The organism is Pseudomonas flavescens, assembly GCF_013408425.1.
Taxonomy (GTDB): domain Bacteria; phylum Pseudomonadota; class Gammaproteobacteria; order Pseudomonadales; family Pseudomonadaceae; genus Aquipseudomonas; species Aquipseudomonas fulva_A.
On the sequence record NZ_JACBYV010000001.1, the window covers coordinates 3,400,678 to 3,422,377 of the forward strand.

Annotated in this window: 23 protein-coding genes; 7 read left to right on the forward strand and 16 right to left on the reverse strand. The window is 61.8% G+C overall.

The window, feature by feature from the left end; all coding sequences use genetic code 11:
* The first annotated feature begins 4 nt into the window (after window positions 1-4).
* Window positions 5-1,126: a glycine cleavage system aminomethyltransferase GcvT gene (gene gcvT / locus FHR27_RS15170; protein WP_042555399.1), complete on the forward strand. Its 1,122-nt coding sequence runs from the start codon at window positions 5-7 to the stop codon at window positions 1,124-1,126.
* A gap of 56 nt (window positions 1,127-1,182) precedes the next feature.
* Here the strand turns inward: gcvT and FHR27_RS15175 are convergent, their stop codons facing one another.
* On the reverse strand, window positions 1,183-1,539 hold the full coding sequence (locus FHR27_RS15175) for a 5-carboxymethyl-2-hydroxymuconate Delta-isomerase (protein ID WP_179538971.1): 357 nt from the start codon (window positions 1,537-1,539) through the stop codon (window positions 1,183-1,185).
* A 545-nt stretch (window positions 1,540-2,084) separates the two neighbouring features.
* Here FHR27_RS15175 and FHR27_RS15180 point away from each other — a divergent pair.
* Window positions 2,085-3,329 carry an OprD family porin gene (locus FHR27_RS15180; protein ID WP_179538972.1) on the forward strand — a complete coding sequence of 415 codons (1,245 nt, stop codon included), beginning with the start codon at window positions 2,085-2,087 and terminating at the stop codon, window positions 3,327-3,329.
* 149 nt (window positions 3,330-3,478) lie between these two features.
* Here FHR27_RS15180 and FHR27_RS15185 read toward each other — a convergent pair whose 3' ends face one another.
* Window positions 3,479-3,754: a hypothetical protein gene (locus FHR27_RS15185; protein ID WP_042555396.1), complete on the reverse strand. Its 276-nt coding sequence runs from the start codon at window positions 3,752-3,754 to the stop codon at window positions 3,479-3,481.
* Between FHR27_RS15185 and FHR27_RS15190 the strand changes: the two genes are divergently transcribed.
* Window positions 3,753-4,052, forward strand: a complete 300-nt coding sequence (locus FHR27_RS15190) for a hypothetical protein (RefSeq protein ID WP_179538973.1) — start codon at window positions 3,753-3,755, stop codon at window positions 4,050-4,052. The genes FHR27_RS15185 and FHR27_RS15190 overlap by 2 nt on opposite strands.
* Before the next feature lie 167 nt (window positions 4,053-4,219).
* Window positions 4,220-5,158 carry a class I SAM-dependent methyltransferase gene (locus tag FHR27_RS15195; RefSeq protein WP_179538974.1) on the forward strand — a complete coding sequence of 313 codons (939 nt, stop codon included), beginning with the start codon at window positions 4,220-4,222 and terminating at the stop codon, window positions 5,156-5,158.
* On the opposite strand, the gene FHR27_RS15200 is transcribed toward FHR27_RS15195, so the two are convergent.
* The 8 genes from FHR27_RS15200 to FHR27_RS15235 all read right to left on the reverse strand — a co-directional run bounded on the left by FHR27_RS15200 (window position 5,145) and on the right by FHR27_RS15235 (window position 12,021).
* A complete protein-coding gene (locus FHR27_RS15200; protein ID WP_179538975.1) occupies window positions 5,145-5,531 on the reverse strand; it encodes a 3-phosphoshikimate 1-carboxyvinyltransferase in 387 nt (128 codons plus the stop codon). The two genes, FHR27_RS15195 and FHR27_RS15200, sit on opposite strands and share 14 nt — an antisense overlap.
* Before the next feature lie 335 nt (window positions 5,532-5,866).
* Window positions 5,867-6,811: a heme o synthase gene (gene cyoE / locus FHR27_RS15205; protein WP_218878656.1), complete on the reverse strand. Its 945-nt coding sequence runs from the start codon at window positions 6,809-6,811 to the stop codon at window positions 5,867-5,869.
* A gap of 12 nt (window positions 6,812-6,823) precedes the next feature.
* Complete coding sequence (locus FHR27_RS15210; protein ID WP_042555392.1) at window positions 6,824-7,156, reverse strand: cytochrome o ubiquinol oxidase subunit IV; 333 nt, start codon at window positions 7,154-7,156, stop codon at window positions 6,824-6,826.
* A complete protein-coding gene (cyoC, locus tag FHR27_RS15215) occupies window positions 7,156-7,779 on the reverse strand; it encodes a cytochrome o ubiquinol oxidase subunit III (RefSeq protein WP_042555391.1) in 624 nt (207 codons plus the stop codon). The genes FHR27_RS15210 and cyoC overlap by 1 nt, the downstream gene beginning before the upstream one ends.
* A gap of 3 nt (window positions 7,780-7,782) precedes the next feature.
* Entirely contained in the window at window positions 7,783-9,756 is a 1,974-nt protein-coding gene (gene cyoB / locus FHR27_RS15220; protein WP_042555390.1) for a cytochrome o ubiquinol oxidase subunit I, read from the reverse strand.
* A gap of 3 nt (window positions 9,757-9,759) precedes the next feature.
* Complete coding sequence (gene cyoA, locus FHR27_RS15225) at window positions 9,760-10,656, reverse strand: ubiquinol oxidase subunit II (RefSeq protein ID WP_042555389.1); 897 nt, start codon at window positions 10,654-10,656, stop codon at window positions 9,760-9,762.
* 450 nt (window positions 10,657-11,106) lie between these two features.
* Window positions 11,107-11,718: a DUF6436 domain-containing protein gene (locus FHR27_RS15230; RefSeq protein ID WP_042555388.1), complete on the reverse strand. Its 612-nt coding sequence runs from the start codon at window positions 11,716-11,718 to the stop codon at window positions 11,107-11,109.
* On the reverse strand, window positions 11,719-12,021 hold the full coding sequence (locus FHR27_RS15235; protein WP_042555387.1) for a hypothetical protein: 303 nt from the start codon (window positions 12,019-12,021) through the stop codon (window positions 11,719-11,721).
* Between the two features lie 432 nt (window positions 12,022-12,453).
* Between FHR27_RS15235 and FHR27_RS15240 the strand changes: the two genes are divergently transcribed.
* Window positions 12,454-13,065 carry a Yip1 family protein gene (locus FHR27_RS15240; protein WP_156152762.1) on the forward strand — a complete coding sequence of 204 codons (612 nt, stop codon included), beginning with the start codon at window positions 12,454-12,456 and terminating at the stop codon, window positions 13,063-13,065.
* A gap of 85 nt (window positions 13,066-13,150) precedes the next feature.
* On the opposite strand, the gene FHR27_RS15245 is transcribed toward FHR27_RS15240, so the two are convergent.
* Genes FHR27_RS15245 through FHR27_RS15255 form a run of 3 tightly spaced genes read right to left on the reverse strand, consistent with a single transcriptional unit; the run spans window position 13,151 to window position 16,370 of the window.
* On the reverse strand, window positions 13,151-14,491 hold the full coding sequence (locus FHR27_RS15245) for a glutamine synthetase family protein (RefSeq protein ID WP_179538976.1): 1,341 nt from the start codon (window positions 14,489-14,491) through the stop codon (window positions 13,151-13,153).
* Between the two features lie 20 nt (window positions 14,492-14,511).
* Window positions 14,512-15,069 carry a helix-turn-helix domain-containing protein gene (locus FHR27_RS15250; protein WP_082045850.1) on the reverse strand — a complete coding sequence of 186 codons (558 nt, stop codon included), beginning with the start codon at window positions 15,067-15,069 and terminating at the stop codon, window positions 14,512-14,514.
* 11 nt (window positions 15,070-15,080) lie between these two features.
* The gene (locus FHR27_RS15255; protein ID WP_179538977.1) at window positions 15,081-16,370 is read right to left on the reverse strand and encodes an NAD(P)/FAD-dependent oxidoreductase; all 1,290 of its coding nucleotides are present in this window, start codon (window positions 16,368-16,370) and stop codon (window positions 15,081-15,083) included.
* A gap of 209 nt (window positions 16,371-16,579) precedes the next feature.
* Between FHR27_RS15255 and FHR27_RS15260 the strand changes: the two genes are divergently transcribed.
* Window positions 16,580-17,143, forward strand: coding sequence for a tetratricopeptide repeat protein (locus FHR27_RS15260; RefSeq protein ID WP_179538978.1), 564 nt, complete (start codon window positions 16,580-16,582; stop codon window positions 17,141-17,143).
* A gap of 156 nt (window positions 17,144-17,299) precedes the next feature.
* Window positions 17,300-17,842, forward strand: coding sequence for an RNA 2'-phosphotransferase (locus FHR27_RS15265; RefSeq protein WP_179538979.1), 543 nt, complete (start codon window positions 17,300-17,302; stop codon window positions 17,840-17,842).
* On the opposite strand, the gene FHR27_RS15270 is transcribed toward FHR27_RS15265, so the two are convergent.
* From FHR27_RS15270 to FHR27_RS15280, 3 genes are all read right to left on the reverse strand, one after another.
* Entirely contained in the window at window positions 17,839-19,158 is a 1,320-nt protein-coding gene (locus tag FHR27_RS15270) for an aspartate aminotransferase family protein (RefSeq protein ID WP_042555382.1), read from the reverse strand. The two genes, FHR27_RS15265 and FHR27_RS15270, sit on opposite strands and share 4 nt — an antisense overlap.
* Window positions 19,155-20,222, reverse strand: a complete 1,068-nt coding sequence (locus FHR27_RS15275) for a phosphotransferase (protein WP_179538980.1) — start codon at window positions 20,220-20,222, stop codon at window positions 19,155-19,157. Before FHR27_RS15275 ends, FHR27_RS15270 begins: the two co-directional genes overlap by 4 nt.
* A 71-nt stretch (window positions 20,223-20,293) precedes the next feature.
* Window positions 20,294-21,325, reverse strand: a complete 1,032-nt coding sequence (locus FHR27_RS15280; RefSeq protein ID WP_179538981.1) for an ABC transporter substrate-binding protein — start codon at window positions 21,323-21,325, stop codon at window positions 20,294-20,296.
* Window positions 21,326-21,700: the final 375 nt, after the last annotated feature.

Sequence of the window (21,700 nt, forward strand, 5' to 3'; positions counted from 1 at the left end):
CGCAATGAGCTCTGAAATTCTGGCGAAAACGCCCCTCCACGCGCTGCACCTGGAATTGGGCGCACGCATGGTGCCGTTCGCTGGCTACGAGATGCCGGTGCAATATCCGCTCGGCGTGATGAAGGAACACCTGCACACCCGCGAAGCCGCCGGGCTGTTCGACGTCTCGCACATGGGCCAGATCATCCTGCGCGGCGCCGGCGCCGCCAAGGCGCTGGAGAGCCTGGTACCGGTGGATATCGTCGACCTGCCGGTGGGCATGCAGCGCTACGCCATGTTCACCGACGCCAATGGCGGCATCCTCGACGACCTGATGGTCGCCAACCTGGGCGACGACACGCTGTTTCTGGTGGTCAACGCGGCCTGCAAGCATCAGGACCTGATGCACCTGCAGCAGCACATCGCCAACCAGTGCCAGATCGAATCGCGCTTCGAGCGCGCCCTGCTCGCCCTGCAGGGCCCCAGGGCGGTCGACGTACTCACCCGCCTGGCACCTGAAGTCGCGAAGATGACCTTCATGCAGTTCGCCGCGGTACGCCTGCTCGGCGTCGATTGCTACGTCAGCCGCTCGGGCTACACCGGTGAGGATGGCTACGAAATCTCCGTGCCCGCCGCCCATGCCGAAGCCCTGGCACGCAGCCTGCTGGCCGAGCCCGAAGTGCAGGCGATCGGCCTGGGCGCCCGTGACTCGCTGCGCCTGGAGGCCGGCCTGTGCCTGTATGGCCACGACATGAGCACCGACACCACGCCGATCGAGGCGAGCCTGCTCTGGGCGATCTCCAAGGCGCGACGGGCCGATGGCACTCGCCCAGGCGGCTTCCCGGGTGCCGAGCGGATCTTCGCGCAGCAGCGGGAAGGCGTCGCCCGCAAACGTGTCGGCCTGCTACCCCAGGAACGCACGCCGGTACGTGAAGGTGCGGAACTGGTGAATGCCGAGGGCGAGCTCATCGGTCAGGTGTGCAGCGGAGGCTTCGGCCCGAGCCTGGGCGCACCGCTGGCCATGGGGTACGTACGGAGCAGCCACGTCGCCGTGGACAGCGATGTATGGGCCCTGGTGCGCGGCAAGCGCGTCGCCATGAAGGTCGCCAAGACCCCGTTCGTGGCGCAGCGCTACTACCGGGGCTGATCTCCTGCCGGGTTCAACCACCAGTCGGGCGGCACCTCGGCCGCCCGGCCTGCCCATCAGCCTGCGTCCAGGCAACTGCGCCGGTTGCTGAAGGCTTCACGGCGCATGTCCCGCACATCCAGAGAAATGCTTTCGACCTCCGGCAGGCGCTCCACCAGCGAGCGCACGATGGCCATCGACAGGGCTTTCTTCTGCTCGTCCGTACGGCCGGCCAGCAGGTAGAAGATCACATGCAGGAAATCGCCCTGACTGCCGCCCACACTGTAGTGGTCGTAGAGGCTCAGACGCACCTTCACCTCACCCTCCCTGAACAATCCGGTGCCCATCGCGGCGTCATGCACCAGAGCGACCAACTCATCGCCACCGAGCGTTTTTTCCAGTGAGCGCGAGGCCTCGACAAGACAATGCGGCATGGGATTTCCTGCACTGATAAATATCGTCATACGTTATCACACAACATTTCTTATTATCTGGCCTGCGGCCAAGGTCGTATAGTTGGCCCATGCGGACATACAGAAATTAGCCGCCGCGATAACTGAAATGCAGGTTTCATGCGGGTTTTCCCACATTATGGAATCGCAAAGGAGCGACGTGAACGGGCCTGACGGAACATTTCATCAGAGTGCGTTGACAAGCCGATTCAGAGCTGCAGATAATCAGCGGCAATGTTGTATGACAACAGAACCTAATAAAAACAAAAAAGGTCGCACCATGAAGACTGTCGCCTTCACGTCATCCGCACCACACCAAGTCGCCTTGGGCTCCCTTGCCCAGTCTGCCGCATTCATCTCGATACCTGCGCGCCACCTATTCGCCGACGGCTAGGGCCTGAAGCAGAGTCCTGTGTGTCTGCACGCAGGTCTGTCGCCCTGCACGGGGCTATCCATACCTTCCTCACGGCATGTCGATCGGTGATTGGCAGAGGATGGTCTGTTCAAAAAACGGGAGCACAACAACAATGACACCACGCAAGATCATCTCGCTGGGCCTCATCGGCGCAGGCAGCATGGCCCTCGCCCTGCCCTTCGCAGCCCAGGCCGAAGGTTTCGTCGACGACGCCAAGGTTTCCCTGAACCTGCGCAACTTCTACATCAACCGGAACTTCACCAACCCGGCCAACGCCCAGAGCAAGGCCGAAGAGTGGACGCAGAGCTTCATCCTCGATGCGCGCTCCGGTTACACCCCTGGCGTGGTCGGCTTCGGTGTCGATGCCCTGGGCATGCTCTCGGTCAAGCTCGACGGCGGTGGCGGCACCTACGGCACCGGCCTGCTGCCGCGCCATGACGATGGTCGCCCGGCGGATGACTACGGTCGCCTGGCCCTGGCTGCCAAAGCCAAGATCTCCGAGACCGAACTGAAGGTCGGCGAGTGGATGCCAGTGCTGCCGATCCTGCGTGCCGACGATGGTCGTTCCCTGCCGCAGACCCTGCGTGGTGGCCAGGTCACGTCCAACGAGATCACCGGCCTGACCCTGTATGGCGGTCAGTTCCGTCAGAACAGCGAGCGTAACAACGCGAGCATGGAAGACCTGATCTACGCAGGTGCCGCTTCCGACCGCTTCAACTTCGTCGGTGGCGAATACAAGTTCAATGGCGACCGCACCCTGATCGGCCTGTGGGGCGCGGAACTCAAGGATATCTACGAGCAGCAGTACGTACAGCTGACCCACAGCCAGCCGATCGGCGACTGGACACTGGGCGCCAACCTCGGCTACTTCCAGGGCGAAGACGATGGCTCGGCCAAAGCCGGCAAGCTGGACAACAAGGTCTACTCCGGCCTGTTCTCCGCCAAGTACGGCAGCAACACCGTCTACGTCGGCCTGCAGAAGGTCAGCGGCGACACCGGCTGGATGCGCGTTTCGGGCACCAGCGGCGGTACCCTGGCCAACGACAGCTACAACTCCAGCTACGACAACGCCAAGGAGAAATCCTGGCAGGTACGTCATGACTTCAACTTCGCCGGTGTGGGCGTTCCTGGCCTGACCCTGATGAACCGTTACATCAGCGGCAGCAACGTGCATGTGGGCACCACCGACGATGGCAAGGAATGGGGCCGTGAAACCGAGCTGGCCTACGTGATCCAGAGCGGCGCGTTCAAGAACCTGAGCATGCGCTGGCGCAACGCGAGCATCCGTCGCGACTACAGCGCCAACGAGTTCGACGAGAACCGCCTGATCTTCAACTACCCGCTATCGATCCTGTAAGGCTGCGTCGCATCGTTTTACTCCAGTGTCATGGCACAGTTGGCCCGTCCTCGTGACGGGCTTTTTTATGCATGGCGAAAAAGCCGGCCTGGGTGAAGCGTCGAGGTGCCGCGCCTGGTACGGGCAGGCCGGTGACCCGCCCCCCTCGTTCAGCGCAGACGCTTCTCGCGCATCGCCGCCTGGTGAGCGGCCCTGGCCAGATCGCAGCCATCCTCGGCAAGCAGGTACGCGGCTTCGCTGATGTGCTGTATGTCCAGGCCGTCGGCCTGGGTGATGCTCATGGCGGCGAGACTGTGCAGCAGGCCGCACACCGCCCTGAAACGCTGCTGGGCGCTTTCATGCAGGTCGGCGTAGGAACAACGGCTGTCGATCAGCAGCACTGGGGTGGTGGTCGGGTTGCTGGATAGCGGGAGGAAGTCAGTCATGGCAGCCTCCGTGCTCGTGATCAGCAGGGTGGCAAACGGACGGATTGGTAGCGTGCATGTGCTTCATGAAAGTAACTCCAACTTGTTTTCTGAAGCTGCCACGAACCGTCGCCAAACGATCATGGGTGGCAGCCGTACGCAGGTTGGCGAACCGGGCAAGTTGGCACCCGGCAGACCCGAAGGTCTCCCGCGCACGGCCACCATAAAACGACATTGCGGGCACAAAAAAAGCGCCAACAATGGTCTTGGGGCGCACATGCGCCAACTTGGAATTCGGGTCGCCAAACCCGGCCGCTGATTGTGCAGCGGCCTGAGCAGGTTAGCGCGGGGCCTGCTCGAGGGCAAGCGGGCGGCCACTGCCCCAACGCGGCCGACAGGGGCGTCATGCATGAAACCGCAGGCGAGGCTTCGTGAGCGATGCAGCGCTTTGGTTTAAACTGCCGCGCCCGGCAACCGATAGCCCCCATGACCCCTGCCAATCTGGATTTTCTCCACCAGCACCTCAGCCGTGCGCTCGATGACGCACCGGCGCACACCCTGCGCCTGTTCCATGGCCGTGGTCGTTGCTGGGAAGGGCTCGAACACATCACCGTCGACTGGCTGCAGGGCATCGTGCTGGTGTGCCTGTTCAGGGAGCCGCCGGCCAATGAACTCGAGGCCCTGCAGACGATGTTGCTGCAAGTGAGCCAGTCCGGCGGATGGCAGCGCAGCCAGGCCCACAGCCTGCTGCTGCAGCATCGCTATCAGACCGACAGCCCGATGCAGTGTCTGGTGGGCGAGTTGCCCGAAGAGTGGATCATCGAGGAAGACGGCCTGCGCTTTCTTCTCGACCTGGGTCGCAAGCAGAACACCGGGCTGTTTCTCGATATGCGCCTGGGCCGCCGCTGGGTACGCGAGAATGCCAGCGGCCAGCGGATACTCAACCTGTTCGCCTATACCTGCGGATTCTCCATCGCGGCACTCGCTGGTGGTGCCGAGCATGTGGTCAACTTGGACATGGCCAAGGCGGCGCTGAGCCGCGGCCGTGACAACCATCGCCTCAACGGCCATGACCTGAGCCGGGTCAGCTTTCTGGGCCACGAGCTGTTCAAGTCATGGGGCAAGGTAAAACGCCACGGCCCCTATGATCTGATCATCATCGACCCGCCCTCCTTCCAGAAGGGCAGCTTCGCCCTCACCCGCGACTACCAGAAAATTCTCCGCAAGCTCCCCGAGCTGCTCAGTGCCGAAGGCCGCGTGCTGGCCTGCGTCAACGACCCCAACATCGGCAGCGACTTCCTGATCGCCGGCATGGCCAGCGAAGCACCCGAGCTGCGCTTCGAGCGGCGCCTGGAAAACCCGGCGGAGTTCCCCGATGCGCAGGCCGAAGGCGGCTTGAAGGCGATGCTGTTCAGCCGCTCTTGAACCAGTCCCACACGCCCAGCGAAAACCCGGAAAACAGGTTGATACCCAGGGCCGACTTGAGCAGATAGAGAAACAGCAACCCCAGCGCCAGCGACACCAGCAGAAACACGCTGACGCCTATCGCCTTGGCGGTCAGCGACAGCTCCTGCTGGGCCCGACTGAGGTCGCGCTTGTTGCGCCCGGCCAGCAGCACGAAGTAATAGCGCCAGCGCCACAGCTTGACCGTACCGCGCAGATCCAGACTATGCCGCCCCCACTGACGCGCCCCGAAAGCGACCTGAAGCGCATCGAGCTGCTCGGCGCTGAAGGAGTCCCTGAGGTCGTCGGGCAGACGCTCCTTGAGGCCCTTGATGAAAGGATCCTGCTCCCTCATGGTCGTTTCTCCAGATAGCCGAACCCTTCAGGGCAGACACCTTAACAGCCCTTGCAGAGAGTTTAAAAAGGTAAACGAGGCCGCCAGCGCAAAGCCGGGGCGCCGCCACGAAAACAGGCGAGCCGTAGCGCAGCGGGGTAACGGCCGAAAGCTGGCCCGCAGGGCGAAGGAGGCGAGCCGAAAGCGGCGTTCACGCGTCGTGAACGAGCATGTCGACAGGTGACAGCACACGGCCCTGTCTACCAGAAAGCGCAGATCGTTTTTCGATACCTGCCAAACGAAAACGGGCCCCGTCATCAGCGATGACGGGGCCCGTTCGATTCGCGCGTCGAGGTTTAGCGGGCGGCGAACGCCGCGCAGAAACCACTGACGTTGTCCGCACCGCAGATGTTGTTGACCGAGGTCATCAGCATCTGGCTCGGCGTAGCCTGGAAGTCTACCGACATCATCACGCTCAGCGCGGTGATGGTGACGATCGAGAACACGAACAGCTTGCGTGCCCAGACCTTGTCATCGACTGCCTTGTAGCCCGACACCCCCATCCACAACCAGTAGGCACCGCTGACCACCGCTACCACGAAGTAGCTGTAACCGGCGTAACCACTGATGGTCAGCATCAGGGTGGCGACCAGGAACGCGGCGATGTACAGGACGATGCTGCGCTTGGCAGCAGGAATGCCCTTGATCACCGGCAACACCGGAATGTTGGCGGCCTGGTAGTCATTGAAACGAAAGATCGCGATCGCGTAGGAGTGAGGCATCTGCCAGAGGCTGAAGATCAGCAGCAGAATCGCCGCACCTACATCGAACTCGTTGCTTACAGCGCAATAGCCCACAACAGGGGGAGCGGCGCCCGACAGACTGCCAACCAGGGTTCCATAAACCGAATTCCGCTTGAGGTACAGGCTGTACAGCCCGACGTAGACGACGAAGCCCATCAGGACCAAGGCGACAGCAAGCAGGTTCGTGGCTTTATAGAGCAAGGCAACGCCTGCAATCCCGAGGATGCAGGCGTAAACGATGGCATGAGTCGGCGGAACCAGGCCTTTTACCAGCACCCTGTTCTTGGTCCGCTCCATCTTTTCATCGATGTCCCTATCGATGTAGTTGTTGAACACGCAACCGGAAGCAATGACCAGAGCGACGCCGAGCGCTGTTGCCAGGAACAGCATCAGGTCGATATCCCCCTTCGAAGCCAGGAAGAAGCCACCGGCAACGGAAATCATGTTTCCGAAGACGATGCCCGGCTTGGTCAGGAGCAGGTATTGCTTGAACATCAGGCTGCTCTCTTTTTAGTTGGCCATCATGTAGTAGTGCATGCTCCAGATGATCCAGATCGAGAGCGCTACGACGATGATGGTGATCAGGATGGTGAACGCGAACGCCACCGTATTCCAACGCTGCTCGGACGAGGTGTTCATGTGCAGGAAGTACACGAGGTGTACGTAGATCTGCACGACCGCGAAAGCGACGATGGTGAACAGCGTGGCCGCTTTCGACATGACGGGGTTCATCACGATCGCGAACGGGATCACGGTGAGGATTACCGACAGTACGAAACCGACTACGTAATCCTTGGTGCTGCCATGGCTCGCGCCGGCGGCAGAGTGGTGATCATGAGCCATTACAGAGCCCCCATCAGATAGACAACGGTAAACACGCAGATCCACACCACGTCGAGGAAGTGCCAGAACAGGCTCAGGCAGCTCAGGCGGGTCTGGGTAACCGGCGTCAGGCCGCGGCTGGCGACCTGATGCATCATCACCGCCATCCACACCAGACCGGCACTGACGTGCAGACCGTGGGTGCCGACCAGGGTGAAGAACGCGGACCAGTAAGCACTGACCTGCGGAGCGGCACCTTCGTGGATCAGGTGATGGAACTCGTACAGCTCGATCGAGATGAACACCACACCGAACAGGAAGGTGGCTGCCAGCCAGGACAGCACCTTGCCTTTATCGCCACGGTACATGGCCAGCATGGCCATGCCGTAGGTGATGCTCGAGAACAACAGGGCGAATGTTTCGACCAGAACGAGTTTCAGGTCGATCAGATCCTTCGGAGTAGGACCGCCGGCGTACGCGGTGCTGAGCACCGCGAAGCCTGCGAAGATACTCGCGAACAGGATGCAGTCGGTCATCAGGTAAATCCAGAACCCGAAGACCTTCATCTCACCCGCGTCGTGGTGATGTTCGTGCTCATGCTCATCGGCATGAGCAGCGTGGTTGCTGATCACTTCACTAGACATGGTTTAAGCCTGCTTAGCCTTTGCTTGAATGTGTGCCTTCTCGATGCGTTCGATTTCATCGGGCTGCACGTAGTAGTCGACGTCCGTGTTGTAGCTGTTGCGAATCAGGACGGCGAAGGTACCCACGAAGCTCAATGCAGCCAGCCACCAGATGTGCCAGATCAGCGCGAAACCGAAGGCCAGAGCACCTACGGACATGATCAGGCCAACGCCGGTGTTCTTCGGCATGTGGATCGGCGAGTACTTGGTGGGCGCAGCCGGCAGACCGTCACGCTTCATTTCGTGGAACTCGTCGATACGATCACCACGCGGGGTGACCGCGAAGTTGTAGAACGGCGGTGGCGACGAAGTCGACCATTCCAGGGTACGAGCGTCCCATGGGTCGCCAGTCACGTCGGCCAGTTCCTTGCGCTTGATGATCGACACAGCGAACTGGATCAGGGTGCAGAGGATACCGATACCGATCAGCACGGCGCCGACCACGGCGATGTGCAGCCACGGCTCCCATTCCGGGTTGGTGGTGCTGTTCAGACGACGGGTCATGCCCATGAAGCCGAGGATGTACAGCGGCATGAACGCCAGGTAGAAACCGACGATCCAGAACCAGAACGATGCCTTGCCCCAACCTTCGTGCAGCTTGAAGCCGAACGCTTTCGGGAACCAGAAGGTGATACCGGCCATGTAGCCGAATACCGCACCGCCGATGATCACGTTGTGGAAGTGGGCGATCAGGAACAGGCTGTTGTGCAGCAGGAAGTCAGCACCTGGAACGGCCAGCAGTACGCCGGTCATACCACCGATGGAGAAGGTGATGATGAAGCCCAGGGTCCACAGGATCGGCGAAGTGAACTCCAGACGACCGCGGTACATGGTGAACAGCCAGGTGAAGATTTTCACACCGGTCGGGATGGCGATGATCATCGTCGCGATACCGAAGAAGGCGTTGACGCTGGCGCCGGAGCCCATGGTGAAGAAGTGGTGCAGCCATACCACGAACGACAGTACGGTGATCGCCACGGTAGCCCAGACCATCGAGGCATAGCCGAACAGACGCTTGCGAGCGAACACCGAGGTTACTTCGGAGAACACGCCGAAGGCCGGCAGGATCAGGATGTACACCTCAGGGTGGCCCCAGGCCCACAGGAGGTTGACGTACATCATCGGGTTGCCACCAGCTTCGTTAGTGAAGAAGTGGAAATCCAGGTAGCGATCCAGAGTCAGCATGCCGAGTACGGCGGTCAGAATCGGGAACGCGCCGCAGATGATCACGCTGGTGCACAGGATGGTCCAGGTGAAGATCGGCATTTTCATCAGGGTCATGCCAGGGGCACGCATCTTGATGATGGTCACGAAGAAGTTGACACCGGTCAGCAGCGTACCGATACCGGATATCTGCAGCGCCCATATGTAGTAGTCGACCCCGACTCCCGGACTGTACTCGATGCCTGACAGCGGTGGATACGCGACCCAGCCGGTCATGGCGAACTCGCCCACGAACAGCGAAACGTTGGTCAGCAGTACACCCACCACGAAGAGCCAGAAGCTCAGCGAGTTGAGGAACGGGAAGGCAACGTCGCGCGCACCGATCTGCAGCGGCGTGACGATGTTCATCAGACCGACCACCAGTGGCATGGCCACGAAGAAGATCATGATCGTACCGTGAGCGGTGAAGATCTGATCGTAGTGGTGCGGTGGCAGATACCCTTCGGAGCCGCCAGTGGCGATCGCCAGCTGGGTACGCATCATGATCGCGTCGGCGAAGCCGCGCAGCAGCATGACCAGGGCGACGATGATGTACATCACGCCGATTTTCTTGTGGTCGACCGAAGTCAGCCATTCGTGCCACAGGTAGCCCCACTTCTTGAAGTAGGTCAGGGCGGCGAACAGCCCGAGACCACCCAGCACCACGGCAATCATCGTGACGACAAGGATGGGCTCGTGCAGGGGTATTGCATCTAGTGTCAGCTTTCCGAACATCGTTTATTCCTCCGCACCTGAATCGTGCGCGGCTTCGCTCACAGGGTTGCTCTTGTAATCGATGTACTGGCCAAGGATCTGACGGAACAGACCAGGCTGAGCGTTGAAGTACTCGACGGGGTTGTTCTCGCTTGCCTTGCTCAGCAGCTGGTAGCTACCGTTGAAGTCCAGCGTGTTCGGCGACTGTTTGACCTTGGCCACCCACTGCTCGAACTCTTCGTTGCTGGTTGCATGAGTCTTGAACTTCATGCCCGAGAAACCGTGACCGCTGTAGTTGCCCGATACGCCGAAGAACTCGCCCGGCTCGTTGGCAATCAGATGCAGTTGAGTGCGCATGCCGCCCATGGCATAGACCATGCCGCCCAGCTGCGGGATGAAGAAGGTATTCATCACGGTCTGAGAGGTGATCTGGAAGCTCAGCGGGGTGTTCGCAGGAACGTACAGTTCATTGACGGTAGCGATGCCCTGCTCCGGGTAGATGAACAGCCATTTCCAATCCAGCGAAACCACTTCGACGACCAGTGGTTTGACATCGGATTCGATCGGCTTGTACGGGTCCAGCTCGTGCGTGGTCTTCCAGGTGATGACCGCCAGTACGGCGATGATCACGCAAGGAACGCCCCAGACGATGGCCTCGATCTTGTGCGAATGAGCCCACTCGGGCGCGTAGGTCGCGTCCTTGTTCGAGGAGCGATAGCGCCAGGCGAACAGAATGGTCATGAAAATGACGGGTACCACCACGATCAGCATCAGCAGAGTGGCGGTAATGATGAGGTTGCGCTGCTCAATGCCGATCTGGCCTTTCGAATCGAAAAGAATCCAATCGCAGCCACTCAGGGAGACGGCCACGACAATCGTCAGAAGCGTGCGGAACAAGCGGTGGTACTTCTCTTCTCTCATTTCACGACCTTCAGCAAAGTGATATCCCACATAGCGTTCTGTTCAGCCTGATGCCCAATACGGCAGGGCATGCCAGGAAAACGGTGCACAGGCGCACCGAAATCGTTTCAGCATCGAAACTACTAAACGGAGGGGGCGACATTTTCGGTTACGCAGCCAAAAAAACCAACCGCATAACGACGATGGGCCTACAAATAGTCAGGGTGTATAGCTCGCCCCGCACTGCCCCAGCCCTACACCGCCGGCCGCAACCCTGCGCCCGGTGATATCTCGCTCAGCTCGCAAAGCCCCATGTGGCCGCACCTGTAGCGCGAGCCGAAACCGCGGCCCGCTGGCGGGCCGCGAATGGATGGATGAGTTGCGACTTATAATAGTGGCTCATATCGGCGCGATTGCGCGGCAATATGTCGCACAGCAATAACCCTGAAAAAAGCAGGGCATTGCCTCAAATCACGATCCTTCTACAGGCTTCCAATCACAGTAGCAGCCAACCGACATGGTATTGGCCGCGGAAACACTGCGGTTCGCCGAAAGCGCGTCGAGAATCGGTTCCACGAAACTGTTCGAGGAGTTGCACACCAACCCCTCGCTGTAGGGGCCAGCATAAGCCAGACGCCCCTGCTGATCCCAGATGGCGATGGCCGGGCTGGCCGGAATCGACTCCATGCCCTCCAGCGACTCAAGAGGCGTGAGCTTGCCGCGCAGGAACGGCAGCATTTCGCCCTCGCTTCCCGGCTTCTGCACACTGTAGAACTCGACGCCGGAAAAGCGGTAGAGGCTGATCAGATAATTGAGGTGGGCATCGGTTTCCTTGTGGCACGGGCACTGGGGGTCCCAGAAATGCACCACGCGGATCTTGCCCGGCCCGGCGAGCTCGGCGGGCAGTTTCAGCCCGCCGCCCTGAAAGAATACCGCCTGCTGTTCCTGATCGCCGAAGGGGCGCAGGTAGGCGACACCAAAACGGCCCCACACCCACGCCCCGATCGCCAGCACGATGGCCAGCAGCAGCAGGCACAGAATCAGCAGGAAGCGCTTGGACGGAGCGGTCTGATCCTTGCTCATCTACTCGGGCTCACGGCCGTACTTGATACGGAACTGCTTTTCCATTTCCTTGCAGCTATCGGTAGCGAACGAGCGCGAGGTCGGCTTGGCCGTCGGGTCATTCGCCTTGACCCAGCAGGCCTGAATGGCACCCAGCTCGTTGGCTTGAATGTCGGCGGTCTGCTCGCGGGTGATGGCGTAGATGATGATGCCGAACACCAGCACGATGAACCCCAGACCCAGCAGGGTCAGCCACAGACAGCCACCGCGCTTGCCAGTGTCTGGCTGCTCAGTGGATGGATTGCGTGCCTTGTCGTCGCTCATGATCTACCCCTGCCGAAGAGGGTGCGGAACATAGCATTTTTACTCTGGGCGGGGCAGGGGCCAAAAAGCACACATGAAAATCAGGGTTATCGCCCTCCCCTGCCCCGCCGGGGCGCAGAAGCGCGCCATCAGGGGGCTCTGCGGCAGCCGCCCGAGCCTCTCCGACCGACAGCCGACATACGCCGTTACGACCCGTGTGCCGGCCCGGGGAACCCGCCGATCGTCCCGCCAACCGTAGCCTCTGGCGCCCTGCCTGGCTGGCCAAGCATGCCTCATCAGGGCGGCGGGCAAATTTCTGGTCAAACCTATTGCGGTGAACTTCACTCATACCTTGTGAGGGCTGAATTGTATTGCGGGTGCCGCACGATCCAGGCTGATCAGCTCTCGGATATCCCATGCCGGCAGGAATGCCGGAGCCAGAGGAGAAGAGTCATGATCAATCACATTTGGGGGCTACTGGCCAATCCGGGCCGCGAGTGGCGCAACATCGACCGGGAAAAGGAAAGCATCACGCGCCTTTACGCCCATCACGTACTACTGATGGCACTCATTCCCGTCGTCAGTGCCTTCATCGGCACCACCCAAATCGGTTGGCATCTGGGTGGCGAGGCCTACAAGGTGGCGATCCCCACGGCAGCAGCGCTGGGTATCGTGTTCTATATCCTGATGCTGGTCGGCGTCGCCATCATGGGTAACGTCATCCACTGGATGTCGGATTCGTTCGCCAGCCGCCCGAGCCGTCGCCGCTGCATCGTCTTCGCCGGCTACGTGGCCACGCCGCTGTTCATCGCCGGTATCGCGCTGCTGTACCCGAAAGCCTGGTTGCTGCTGATGGTCGGCATCATCGCCCTCGCCTACAGCGCTCGCCTTCTTTATGTAGGCATGCCGGCGTTTCTGCGCATTCCGGTCAACGAGGGCCTGACCATCTCGGGAGGTACCCTGGCGATCGGCGTGCTGGTACTGGAGCTGATTCTGGCACTGACCGTAGCGCTCTGGGGCCTGGGCTTCAACGACTACGCGGTAAGCTGGTCGCTGTTCCGCTAACGGCCAGCCCCACACGCCACGCCTGGAGCCGCAGGTTGCGAGCCTGCGAAGGCTCGTCACTTGCGGCTCCTGGTTTACAGGTCGGTCATAGAAACCAGCGGTACTCGCGGGCACTGATGCTGTCCATGAACGCCAGGTGATCCTGGCGTTTGTTCTCGCAATAGACCATCACGAACTCCTCGCCCAGCCCGGCATTCACCGCCGGGTGATGGCGCATGGCTGCGACCGCGGAAAGCATGTCCATGGGAAAATCGATACCGCTCTGGCGGTTCTCGTTCAACGGAGCGATGGGCTCGATGCGCTGCTCCAGACCATGCTCCATGGCCGCCAGAATCGCCGCCAGCACCAGATAGGGGTTGGCGTCGGCACCCGCCAGGCGGTGTTCGATGCGCAGGTTGCGGGCATCCGAATCGGGGATACGCACGCAGGCGTCACGATCTTCATGCCCCCAACTGGCGCGACTCGCCGCATTCACCCGCGAGCCGTAGCGTCGGTAGGCATTGTGATGGGCGGCGAAGATCGGCATGCAATGCGGCAGCCATGCCAGGCAGCCGGCCACGGCGTGACGTAACGGCCGCTGTTCATCGATGGCCAGCAAGTTGTTGCCCTGCGCGTCATAGAGGCTGACGTGCACGTGCATGCCGCTGCCGGGAGCATCGAGATAGGGTTTGCTCATGAAGCTGGCCCGATGGCCATTCTTGAGCGCCACGCCGCGGGTAAGCCGAGTGAAGAGCGCTGCCCAGTCCGCCGCCTGCAGGCCGTCGTCACAGTGACCGAAATTGATCTCGAACTGCCCCGGGCCAATTTCCGCAGTGATCACGTTGGCATCGATGCCCTGCTCCTCGGCCGCCTCGACGATCTCGTGCAGCACCGTGGAAAAACGCGACAGCCGGTCGATATGCAGGGTGGGCTGATCGTCCTCGTCGCCACACAGGCTGTCGCGCGGGTACTGGGGCAGCCCGTCCTTGAGGGCACGGTCAAACAGATAGAACTCCAGCTCGAAAGCCACTACCGGACGAATGCCCTTGGCCGCCAACCGCTGCAGAACCCGCGACAGCACCTCCCGTGGCTCGAACTCGATGGGCGATTCGGTGCCATCGGAGCTGATCAGCATCTGCCCCAGGGGCTGGCTTCCCCAGCGTACCGGCTTGAGCGTGCCGGGAATCAGCCGGCGCGTGGCATCCGGGTCGCCATCGTTGAAGCAGTAGTCGCCGATCACGTGCAGGCCGCCCTGTGCGCCGAGCAGCACGCAGTTCTGCGGCAGCTTGAGCAGGCTGCCGGCGGCGACCTTCTCCAGCATGTCGATGGGATAGCGTTTGCCATAGAAGTGCCCGGGAATGTCCAGACAGATCAGGTCCACGTAGCGGACGTCAGGGTGAGCGGCGCGAAAGGCGCGGACTTCGTCGAGCAGGTTGTCGGTGGTCATGGCGAGGATCCCGTGTCCGCTCAGCGGAACACCCAGAGTACCCGTGCGGGCTGATCGGTAAGGTTGGCGTAACGAAAGTGGCGATGGGGCGGCAACTGGAAGCTGTCGTCGGGGCCCAGAGTGATGGGATCGGGCTGATCGTCCAGCCAGATGCTCAACTGCCCTTCGAGCACGAAGCCGCCCTGCTCCGAACTGTCGTTCAGGTGCCCGTCACCACTGGTGGCGCCAGGCGCCAGGTGACTCTCCAGCATGGCAAAGCCAGCCGACATGCTCGGCGACACCAGCACATCGGTGATCCCTCCGGCGTAGTAAAGCGTGCGACGCTCCCCGGGCCGGGTGACCCAGGGCAACGCCCGGGGCTTGGCAAGGCTGTAGAAATAGGTGGTCGGCACCCCGAGGGTCTCGCTGATGGCGGTCAGATCCGCCACGGTCGGCCGTGACAGGCCACGTTCGACCTGGGACAGAAAACCCACCGAGCGACCGATACGGGCGGCCAGCTCACCCAACGTCAGGTTCTTGTGCTTGCGCAGGTCGCGAATCAGGATCGCGAGCCCCTCGATTTCTTCTTGCATGTCCATGCTGCTGTCCTTCATATGCTGTCGCGCAGCCGGTACCAGGCCTTGCCCGCCGCTTCGAGCGGCGCAGCCAGCCACGAGCCGCCGGGAAACCGCGGGTTGCCGATGCGTTGATAGAGTGCCAGCAACTGTTCATCGCCGAGAATCGAATCGCTCACCGCCCGCGCCGCGGCCAGGGTCGGCAGCACGCCGTGGCCGGAAAAACCCTGCAGCCAGTAACGCTGGCCCTGGCGGCCAACATCGGGTGTGCGCTTCAGGGTGACATCGATATGCCCGCCCCAGCCAAACTCGATATCCACACCGGCGAGCTGCGGAAACACACGTTCCAGATAGGGCCGAGTAGCCGCGGGCACGTCGCTGGGCAATCCACCCAGATAGGTACAACCACCGCCGAACAGCAGGCGGTTGTCCGGCGTGAGGCGGAAATAGTCGGGGACGAACTGGTTGTCGATCACGCAACTGTCATGGGGCAACAGCGATCGCGCCAGCTGTGGCTCGAGCACCGCCGTCGCCACCTGATAGGAACCCACCGGCAGAATGCGCCGGGACAGGGATCTGTCCAGATCGTCGAGGTAGGCATTACAGGCCAACACCAGCACATCGGCCCGTACTTCACCTTGGTCGGTACGCGCACGGTAGCCGCCAGCCGACGCTTCGTACGCGAGCACCTGGCTCTGTTCGAAGATCAGCCCCCCAGCCTGCTCGATGGCCGTCGCCAGGCCCTGGGCCAATTTCAGCGGATTGAGATGGGCGCCCCGGGCGTCATGCAGCGCAGCGATGTAGCGCGGGCTATCGACCCACTCACGCAGTTCCTCGCCCTCGATCAGGCGCAGATCCCCGTAGCCCCATTTGTGCAGCGCTTCGCTCTGCGCCTCGCGCAACTGACCGACACGCCGCTGCTGGACCGCAGTCCACAAGCTGCCGAGCCGGTAATCGACCTCGAAACCATGGCGCCCAGGCAACTCGCGCATTTCTTCGGCAGCCCAGCACATGCTGTCCCAGAGGCGCCGCGCGCCGTCGGGGCCAAGCGCCCTTTCCAGCGGCGGCATATCGCAGGACCAGCCCAGCAAGGCCTGCCCGCCGTTACGCCCGGACGCCGCCCAGGCGACCCGGCTGGCTTCCAGCAGCACCACGCGCTTGCCAGCCAGGGCCAGGCGCAGGCCGGTATGCAGCCCGCTGAAACCAGCGCCGATGATCAGCACGTCACAATCGAGACTGGCGTCCAGGCTGGGGCGAAGCGGAATCGAGCCGGGATAGCTGCCAGCGTAATAAGTGCCGACATGCTGGGAGGACTGCTTGAACATGAAATGAAATTATCGAAAGATATTTCATGAAAAAATACTACATTAATTTCATATCGCCAAGCAGGTTCCAACCGAAGGCACCTTTTCCCGGGATGAACGAACCGTTGGGCCGCGACCGGGTCGAAGCCCCCACAACAATCGAAGCACTGGCGACTGCATGACCGAAAGCGGCCATCGAGTACAGTTCGCCCTTGCCCAGGAGCCTAGAAATGATCCGACGTTCACACCTGACCACTCCCCTCTTGCTGGCCTGCGGCATTCTGCTGATCGCCGGTTGCGCCAGCCGGGAAGAAGACGCTGCCAAGGCGCCCCCCCATCAGGATCCGGCCACGGTGGTGACGCCCGAACAACAGGCAGGTGACGACGACTTCCAACGCCTGAACAGCCTCGCGCAGCGCGGCGACCTGGACAGCCAGTTCAAGCTCGGCAGCTTCTACTTCGTCGGCAAACCGCAGAAGGATCTCAAGCAGGCCGAGTACTGGTGGAAACAGGCAGCCGATCGCGGCCATGCCGAAGCGGCCGTGAGCCTCGCCTACCTGTATACAGGACGCGACAACCCGGAATTCGGCAACCCGCAGGCCATGCTCAAGTACCTGAATCAGTCCGCCAGTAGCGGCAACCCCATGGCTCAGCACATTCTCGGCAACCTCTACATGCGCGGTATCCAGGGTGTCGAACGCGACCCCAACCAGGCCCGCCGCCTGTTCCAGAGCGCCTGCCGACAGAACTACGCAGCCAGCTGCAAGGCGCTGGACAGCAAGCCGGGCGCCTGATCAACACCTGCCCGCCGAGCGCGTGCCGTGTGGATTTTGCGTACCGATAGCCGTGGCGCGTCGTGCTTATCGCTTATCATCGCCGACCTGCCGCCATCGGCGACAGCGGCGGCATCAGGGCATACAGAATGGAAACTCAAGACAGGCAGGGATGACATGAGCAACAGACAACTGGACGACATCAGTAAATTTCTCAGCTTCGTGCTCAGGCACGAGCCTCAGGCAATCGGGCTGCAGCTGGACAGCGAAGGCTGGGCCTCCATCGACAGGTTGATAGAAGGTGCAGCCCGAGAAGGCCGCGACCTGGATCTGCAACTGATCCGGGCCGTGGTCAGCGGCAGCGACAAGAAACGCTTCGGTATTTCCGAAGACGGATTGCGGATTCGCGCGGTACAAGGGCACTCCACTGCCGACGTGCAGCTTCAGCACACCGAGAAGCAGCCCCCCGAGTGGCTCTACCACGGTACTGCCACGCGTTTCCTGCCCGCCATCGAACGCGAGGGGCTGATCCCCGGGGCTCGCCACCACGTGCATCTATCTGCGGACAGATCGACGGCCATGGACGTGGGCAAACGCTACGGCACCCCGGTGCTCCTGAAAATCGAAGCCCTGCGCATGCACCAGCAGGGCTTCAAGTTCTTCCAGGCGGATAACGGCGTGTGGCTGACGGACAAGGTGCCCGTCGAGTTCTTCGATTAGCCCAACGCCTGCAACGCCTCGTCCAGCGCCGAGACCAACAGATCGGCATGCGGCTTCTCGAAGGCCAGCAGCGGGCGAATCTTCAGGATATTTTCCAGCGGCCCGGCCGCGCTGATCAGCACACCACGCTCTCGCATGCCGTTGACCACACGCCGCGTCTGCTCCGCTGCCGCGGCCTTGCTTGCCCGGTTGCTCACCAGCTCGACACCAATGAACATCCCGGCGCCGCGCACATCGCCGATCCACTCGTGACGCTCACCCAGCTTGCCGAGCTCGTCGAGCAGGTAACCGCCGACCTGCGCCGAACGTTGCAGCAGGCCTTCGTCGCGAATCACATCCAGCACGGCCTGGCCGGCGGCGCAGGACACAGGGTTGCCGCCGAAGGTATTGAAGTAGCGCATGCTGCGCCCGAACGGTTCGAGCACCTCGGGACGCACCACCACCCCGGCAATCGGCTGACCATTGCCCATCGGCTTGCCCAGGCTGACCAGATCCGGTTGCACCGCATGCCGCTGGAACCCCCACATGCAATCGCCGGTACGGGCAAAACCGCACTGCACTTCGTCGGCGATATACAGCAGCCCCTCGGCCTGAGCGATGGCAACCGCTTCGCTGATGCAGCCCTGGGGGCCGGGAAAGATACCGTCACTGGCGAAGATGCCGTCGATCAGCAGCGCTGCCGGCTTGATGCCATTGGCGCGCAGATCGGCAATGGCGGCACGCACGTCTTCGGCGAAGCGCTTGCCCGCCTGCTCGGCGCCCAGGCGATAGGCGTCCGGCGCACGCACGGTGCGTGCATGGGCGGGCAGCTGGATGCTGGCCCCCAGCGACGGTGACAGAGCGGAAATGTCGCCGGTAACGCCGTGGTAGGCGAACCGGGTGATGATCACCCCGGTGCCGCCGGTGTAGTGGCGGGCGATGCGCAGGGCCAGGTCGTTGGCTTCGCTGCCGGTGCAGGTGAACATCACCTGCTGCAGGGCAGCGGGAAAGGTCGCCAGCAGGTTCTCGGCGTAATCGAGAATGCCTTCCTGCAGATAGCGGGTGTGGGTATTCAGGCGTGCCGCCTGCTCGGCGATGGCCTGCACCACCCGCGGGTGGCAGTGGCCGATGGAGGCGACGTTGTTGTAGGCATCCAGATAGGCACGCCCAGCTTCGTCGTACAGCCATACGCCCTCCCCGCGCACCGTGTGCAGCGGGCGCTCGTAGAACAGCCGATAGGCAGGGCCAAGCAGCCGCTCCCGGCGTTCGATCAGGCTTCGTTCTTTTTCGCTCAACCGCGCCGCATCGGCGGCGTTGAATCCGTTGATCATGCTCATGGCTGCAGCGCTCCCCGACAGGCCTGATGAATTCGCTCCCGCGCCGTATCGCTGGGGATGGCCGCCAAACCACGCAGACTGGCACTCGCCTGGCGCACGTTGCGCAGGATGTAATCACGATTTTCCGGGTGCAGGCTGGCCCGCCAGGCGGTGATGCTGATGGTCATCACCAGCCGCGTGGCGATCAGTTCGGCAAGAATGTCCAGCTCGGCATCGCGCAACGGATTGAGGCGGTGGTAGGCCGCGATGAAGGTCAGCGCCGGCGCCAGCACGTCACCTTCGCGGCCCAGCTGATAGGCGGCTGCCACGCCCACTTCATTGATCAGCGGCGCGTGCACCATATCGCCGAAGTCGAGGATGTTGAGCAGTCGCTCCGGATGCCGGGGGTCGACGATGACGTTGTGCGGGTTCAGATCGTTATGGATGACCTGCGCACGCAGTTGCGGATAACGCGGCTGTGCATGGCGCTCGAAGGCATCCAGCGCCTGCGTCACCCGATCACGCAGTTCACCGTCATCTATATGCTGCAGCAATGGTCGCAACCGCGCCGCCTGCTGCATGTCCCACAGCAGCTCGTGGCTGGAGGCGGGGTGGTGAAAGTCGCCTAGCGCGCGGTCGAGCCGCGCCATCGCCTCGCCCAGGTTATGGCGAAGCGCGGAGCTGCGCTGCTCGACCTGATGCAGCGGCAAGCCATCGACGAAGGAGAACAGACGCACCAGCATCTGCTGCCCCTCTACATCGACCCTGGCCAGATAACGCCCGTCGCGCGCGGCGTACACGCGCTGCACGGGGAGTTCTGGATCGGCCTGCTGGATATGCAGCAAGGCCTGATTCTGGAAGTCCACCACCTGAGGGTTCTCCAGGGGATGGGAAATTTTCAGCAGGTAGGATGAGCCGTCCGCACAGGACAGCTGGAAATTCAGGTCGCGCTCGCCGGCCAACGGCCGAACGGCGCCCGATACGCCAAAGCACTCGCTGGCGATGGCGCCGGCCCGTACCGGGCCGACCCGGGCCGGTTGCGCCTGCAACAAGGGGTCATGCACAACCAGGGTATTCAGCGACACATCCATACACTCCGCAATTGACTGGTTACTGGCGCTGCCCGGCTGCGTCTAGGCGGCCGGGCGGCGCGCGTTTACTTGCTGGCCCAGGCGTTGAAGCGCTGCTCCAGATCCTCGCCATGGTCGATCCAGAACTCGATATCCATGGCCCGTGCATTCTTCAGGTTCTGCGGCGCCGTCGGCAGGCTGCCCTGGATCGCCGGATCGATCAGCTCGATGGTATGGGTATTGGTCGGGCCGTAGGGAATCCCCTCGGCGTAGACCTTCTGCAGTTCCGGGGTGCTGGCCATGGCGATGAATGTCTCGGCCAGCGCCTTGTTCTTGCTGCCCTTGACGATCGCCCAGTGGTCCAGATCATAGAGGCTGCCGTTCCATTGCATGACGAAATCACGGCCTTCCTTCTGCGCCGTGGTAACCCGACCGTTGTAGGCCGAGGTCATCACCACGTCCCCCGCGGCCAGCCATTGCAGCGGCTGTGCACCGGCTTCCCACCACTGGATGTTCGACTTGATCTGATCGAGCTTGCGGAACGCCCGCTCGACGCCTTCGTCGGTCCCCAGCACCTTGTAGAGATCCGCCTGCGCCACGCCGTCGGCGAGCAAGGCGAATTCGAGGGTGAACTTGGCGCCACGACGCAGGCCACGCTTGCCGGGGAATGTCTTCACGTCCCAGAAATCCGCCCAGCCGGCCGGCGTGCCCTTGAGCTTGCTGCTGTCGTAGGTCAGCACCGTCGACCAGATGAAGATACCGGCGCCGCATTCGCTTACCGCTTCCGGGATGAAGTCTTCACGCTTGCCGATGCTCGCCCAGTCCAGCGGCTCGAACAGCCCTTCACTGCAACCACGGATCAATTCCGGGGTCTCCACTTCTACGACATCCCAGGTGACCTGACCGGTATCGGCCATGACCTTGATCTTGGCCATCTCACCGTTGTACTCGGACGCCTCGATGCGCACGTTCTCGCGCGCTTCGAAAGGTTTGTAGAAGGCTTTTTCCTGTACCACCTTGTTGTCACCGCCGAAGGAGACCACGGCAAGCTTTTCAGCCGCTTGCACGGTCGCGGCGCTGCAGGTGATGGCGATCAGTAATGCGGTTTTCTTGAACATTGAGGGGTGCTCCTGGCAGGGCCTCACTTGGCACTGGTTAGGTAAGGGCAGCTTCAAGGAAGAAACACCGATGCTTTACCGACAAGAACCACTAGGGTCTGTTGCCGTTTCAGCACAAGCCGCGTTACCGCAATACTGCGTTTCTCGCCGGCTCATTTGGCCAGCCAAACTTCGCGGCTCGTGCCTTGCCTCGCGGCAAAACGGGCTCCGGCGCGGCAGTGCTGAAATGACAACAGACCCTAAGCACCCGGGATGGAGCGGGAGCCTAGCGCTGTAGGGCTGACAGGATTCATCAGGCCATCTGGTTATTGTTGTTGGCTGGCACGGCAGAGCCATTAAAGCACCACAAAAAATATGATGCATCATATTTTTAAT

Bases quoted from the DNA above. Each gene is read 5' to 3' on its own strand.
- gcvT (WP_042555399.1), top strand. From the start codon at position 5: ATGAGCTCTGAAATTCTGGCGAAAACGCCCCTCCACGCGCTGCACCTG.
- FHR27_RS15175 (WP_179538971.1), bottom strand. From the start codon at position 1,539: ATGCCGCATTGTCTTGTCGAGGCCTCGCGCTCACTGGAAAAAACGCTC.
- FHR27_RS15180 (WP_179538972.1), top strand. From the start codon at position 2,085: ATGACACCACGCAAGATCATCTCGCTGGGCCTCATCGGCGCAGGCAGC.
- FHR27_RS15190 (WP_179538973.1), top strand. From the start codon at position 3,753: ATGGCAGCCTCCGTGCTCGTGATCAGCAGGGTGGCAAACGGACGGATT.
- FHR27_RS15185 (WP_042555396.1), bottom strand. From the start codon at position 3,754: ATGACTGACTTCCTCCCGCTATCCAGCAACCCGACCACCACCCCAGTG.
- FHR27_RS15195 (WP_179538974.1), top strand. From the start codon at position 4,220: ATGACCCCTGCCAATCTGGATTTTCTCCACCAGCACCTCAGCCGTGCG.
- FHR27_RS15200 (WP_179538975.1), bottom strand. From the start codon at position 5,531: ATGAGGGAGCAGGATCCTTTCATCAAGGGCCTCAAGGAGCGTCTGCCC.
- FHR27_RS15210 (WP_042555392.1), bottom strand. From the start codon at position 7,156: ATGGCTCATGATCACCACTCTGCCGCCGGCGCGAGCCATGGCAGCACC.
- cyoC (WP_042555391.1), bottom strand. From the start codon at position 7,779: ATGTCTAGTGAAGTGATCAGCAACCACGCTGCTCATGCCGATGAGCAT.
- cyoB (WP_042555390.1), bottom strand. From the start codon at position 9,756: ATGTTCGGAAAGCTGACACTAGATGCAATACCCCTGCACGAGCCCATC.
- cyoA (WP_042555389.1), bottom strand. From the start codon at position 10,656: ATGAGAGAAGAGAAGTACCACCGCTTGTTCCGCACGCTTCTGACGATT.
- FHR27_RS15230 (WP_042555388.1), bottom strand. From the start codon at position 11,718: ATGAGCAAGGATCAGACCGCTCCGTCCAAGCGCTTCCTGCTGATTCTG.
- FHR27_RS15235 (WP_042555387.1), bottom strand. From the start codon at position 12,021: ATGAGCGACGACAAGGCACGCAATCCATCCACTGAGCAGCCAGACACT.
- FHR27_RS15240 (WP_156152762.1), top strand. From the start codon at position 12,454: ATGATCAATCACATTTGGGGGCTACTGGCCAATCCGGGCCGCGAGTGG.
- FHR27_RS15245 (WP_179538976.1), bottom strand. From the start codon at position 14,491: ATGACCACCGACAACCTGCTCGACGAAGTCCGCGCCTTTCGCGCCGCT.
- FHR27_RS15250 (WP_082045850.1), bottom strand. From the start codon at position 15,069: ATGGACATGCAAGAAGAAATCGAGGGGCTCGCGATCCTGATTCGCGAC.
- FHR27_RS15255 (WP_179538977.1), bottom strand. From the start codon at position 16,370: ATGTTCAAGCAGTCCTCCCAGCATGTCGGCACTTATTACGCTGGCAGC.
- FHR27_RS15260 (WP_179538978.1), top strand. From the start codon at position 16,580: ATGATCCGACGTTCACACCTGACCACTCCCCTCTTGCTGGCCTGCGGC.
- FHR27_RS15265 (WP_179538979.1), top strand. From the start codon at position 17,300: ATGAGCAACAGACAACTGGACGACATCAGTAAATTTCTCAGCTTCGTG.
- FHR27_RS15270 (WP_042555382.1), bottom strand. From the start codon at position 19,158: ATGAGCATGATCAACGGATTCAACGCCGCCGATGCGGCGCGGTTGAGC.
- FHR27_RS15280 (WP_179538981.1), bottom strand. From the start codon at position 21,325: ATGTTCAAGAAAACCGCATTACTGATCGCCATCACCTGCAGCGCCGCG.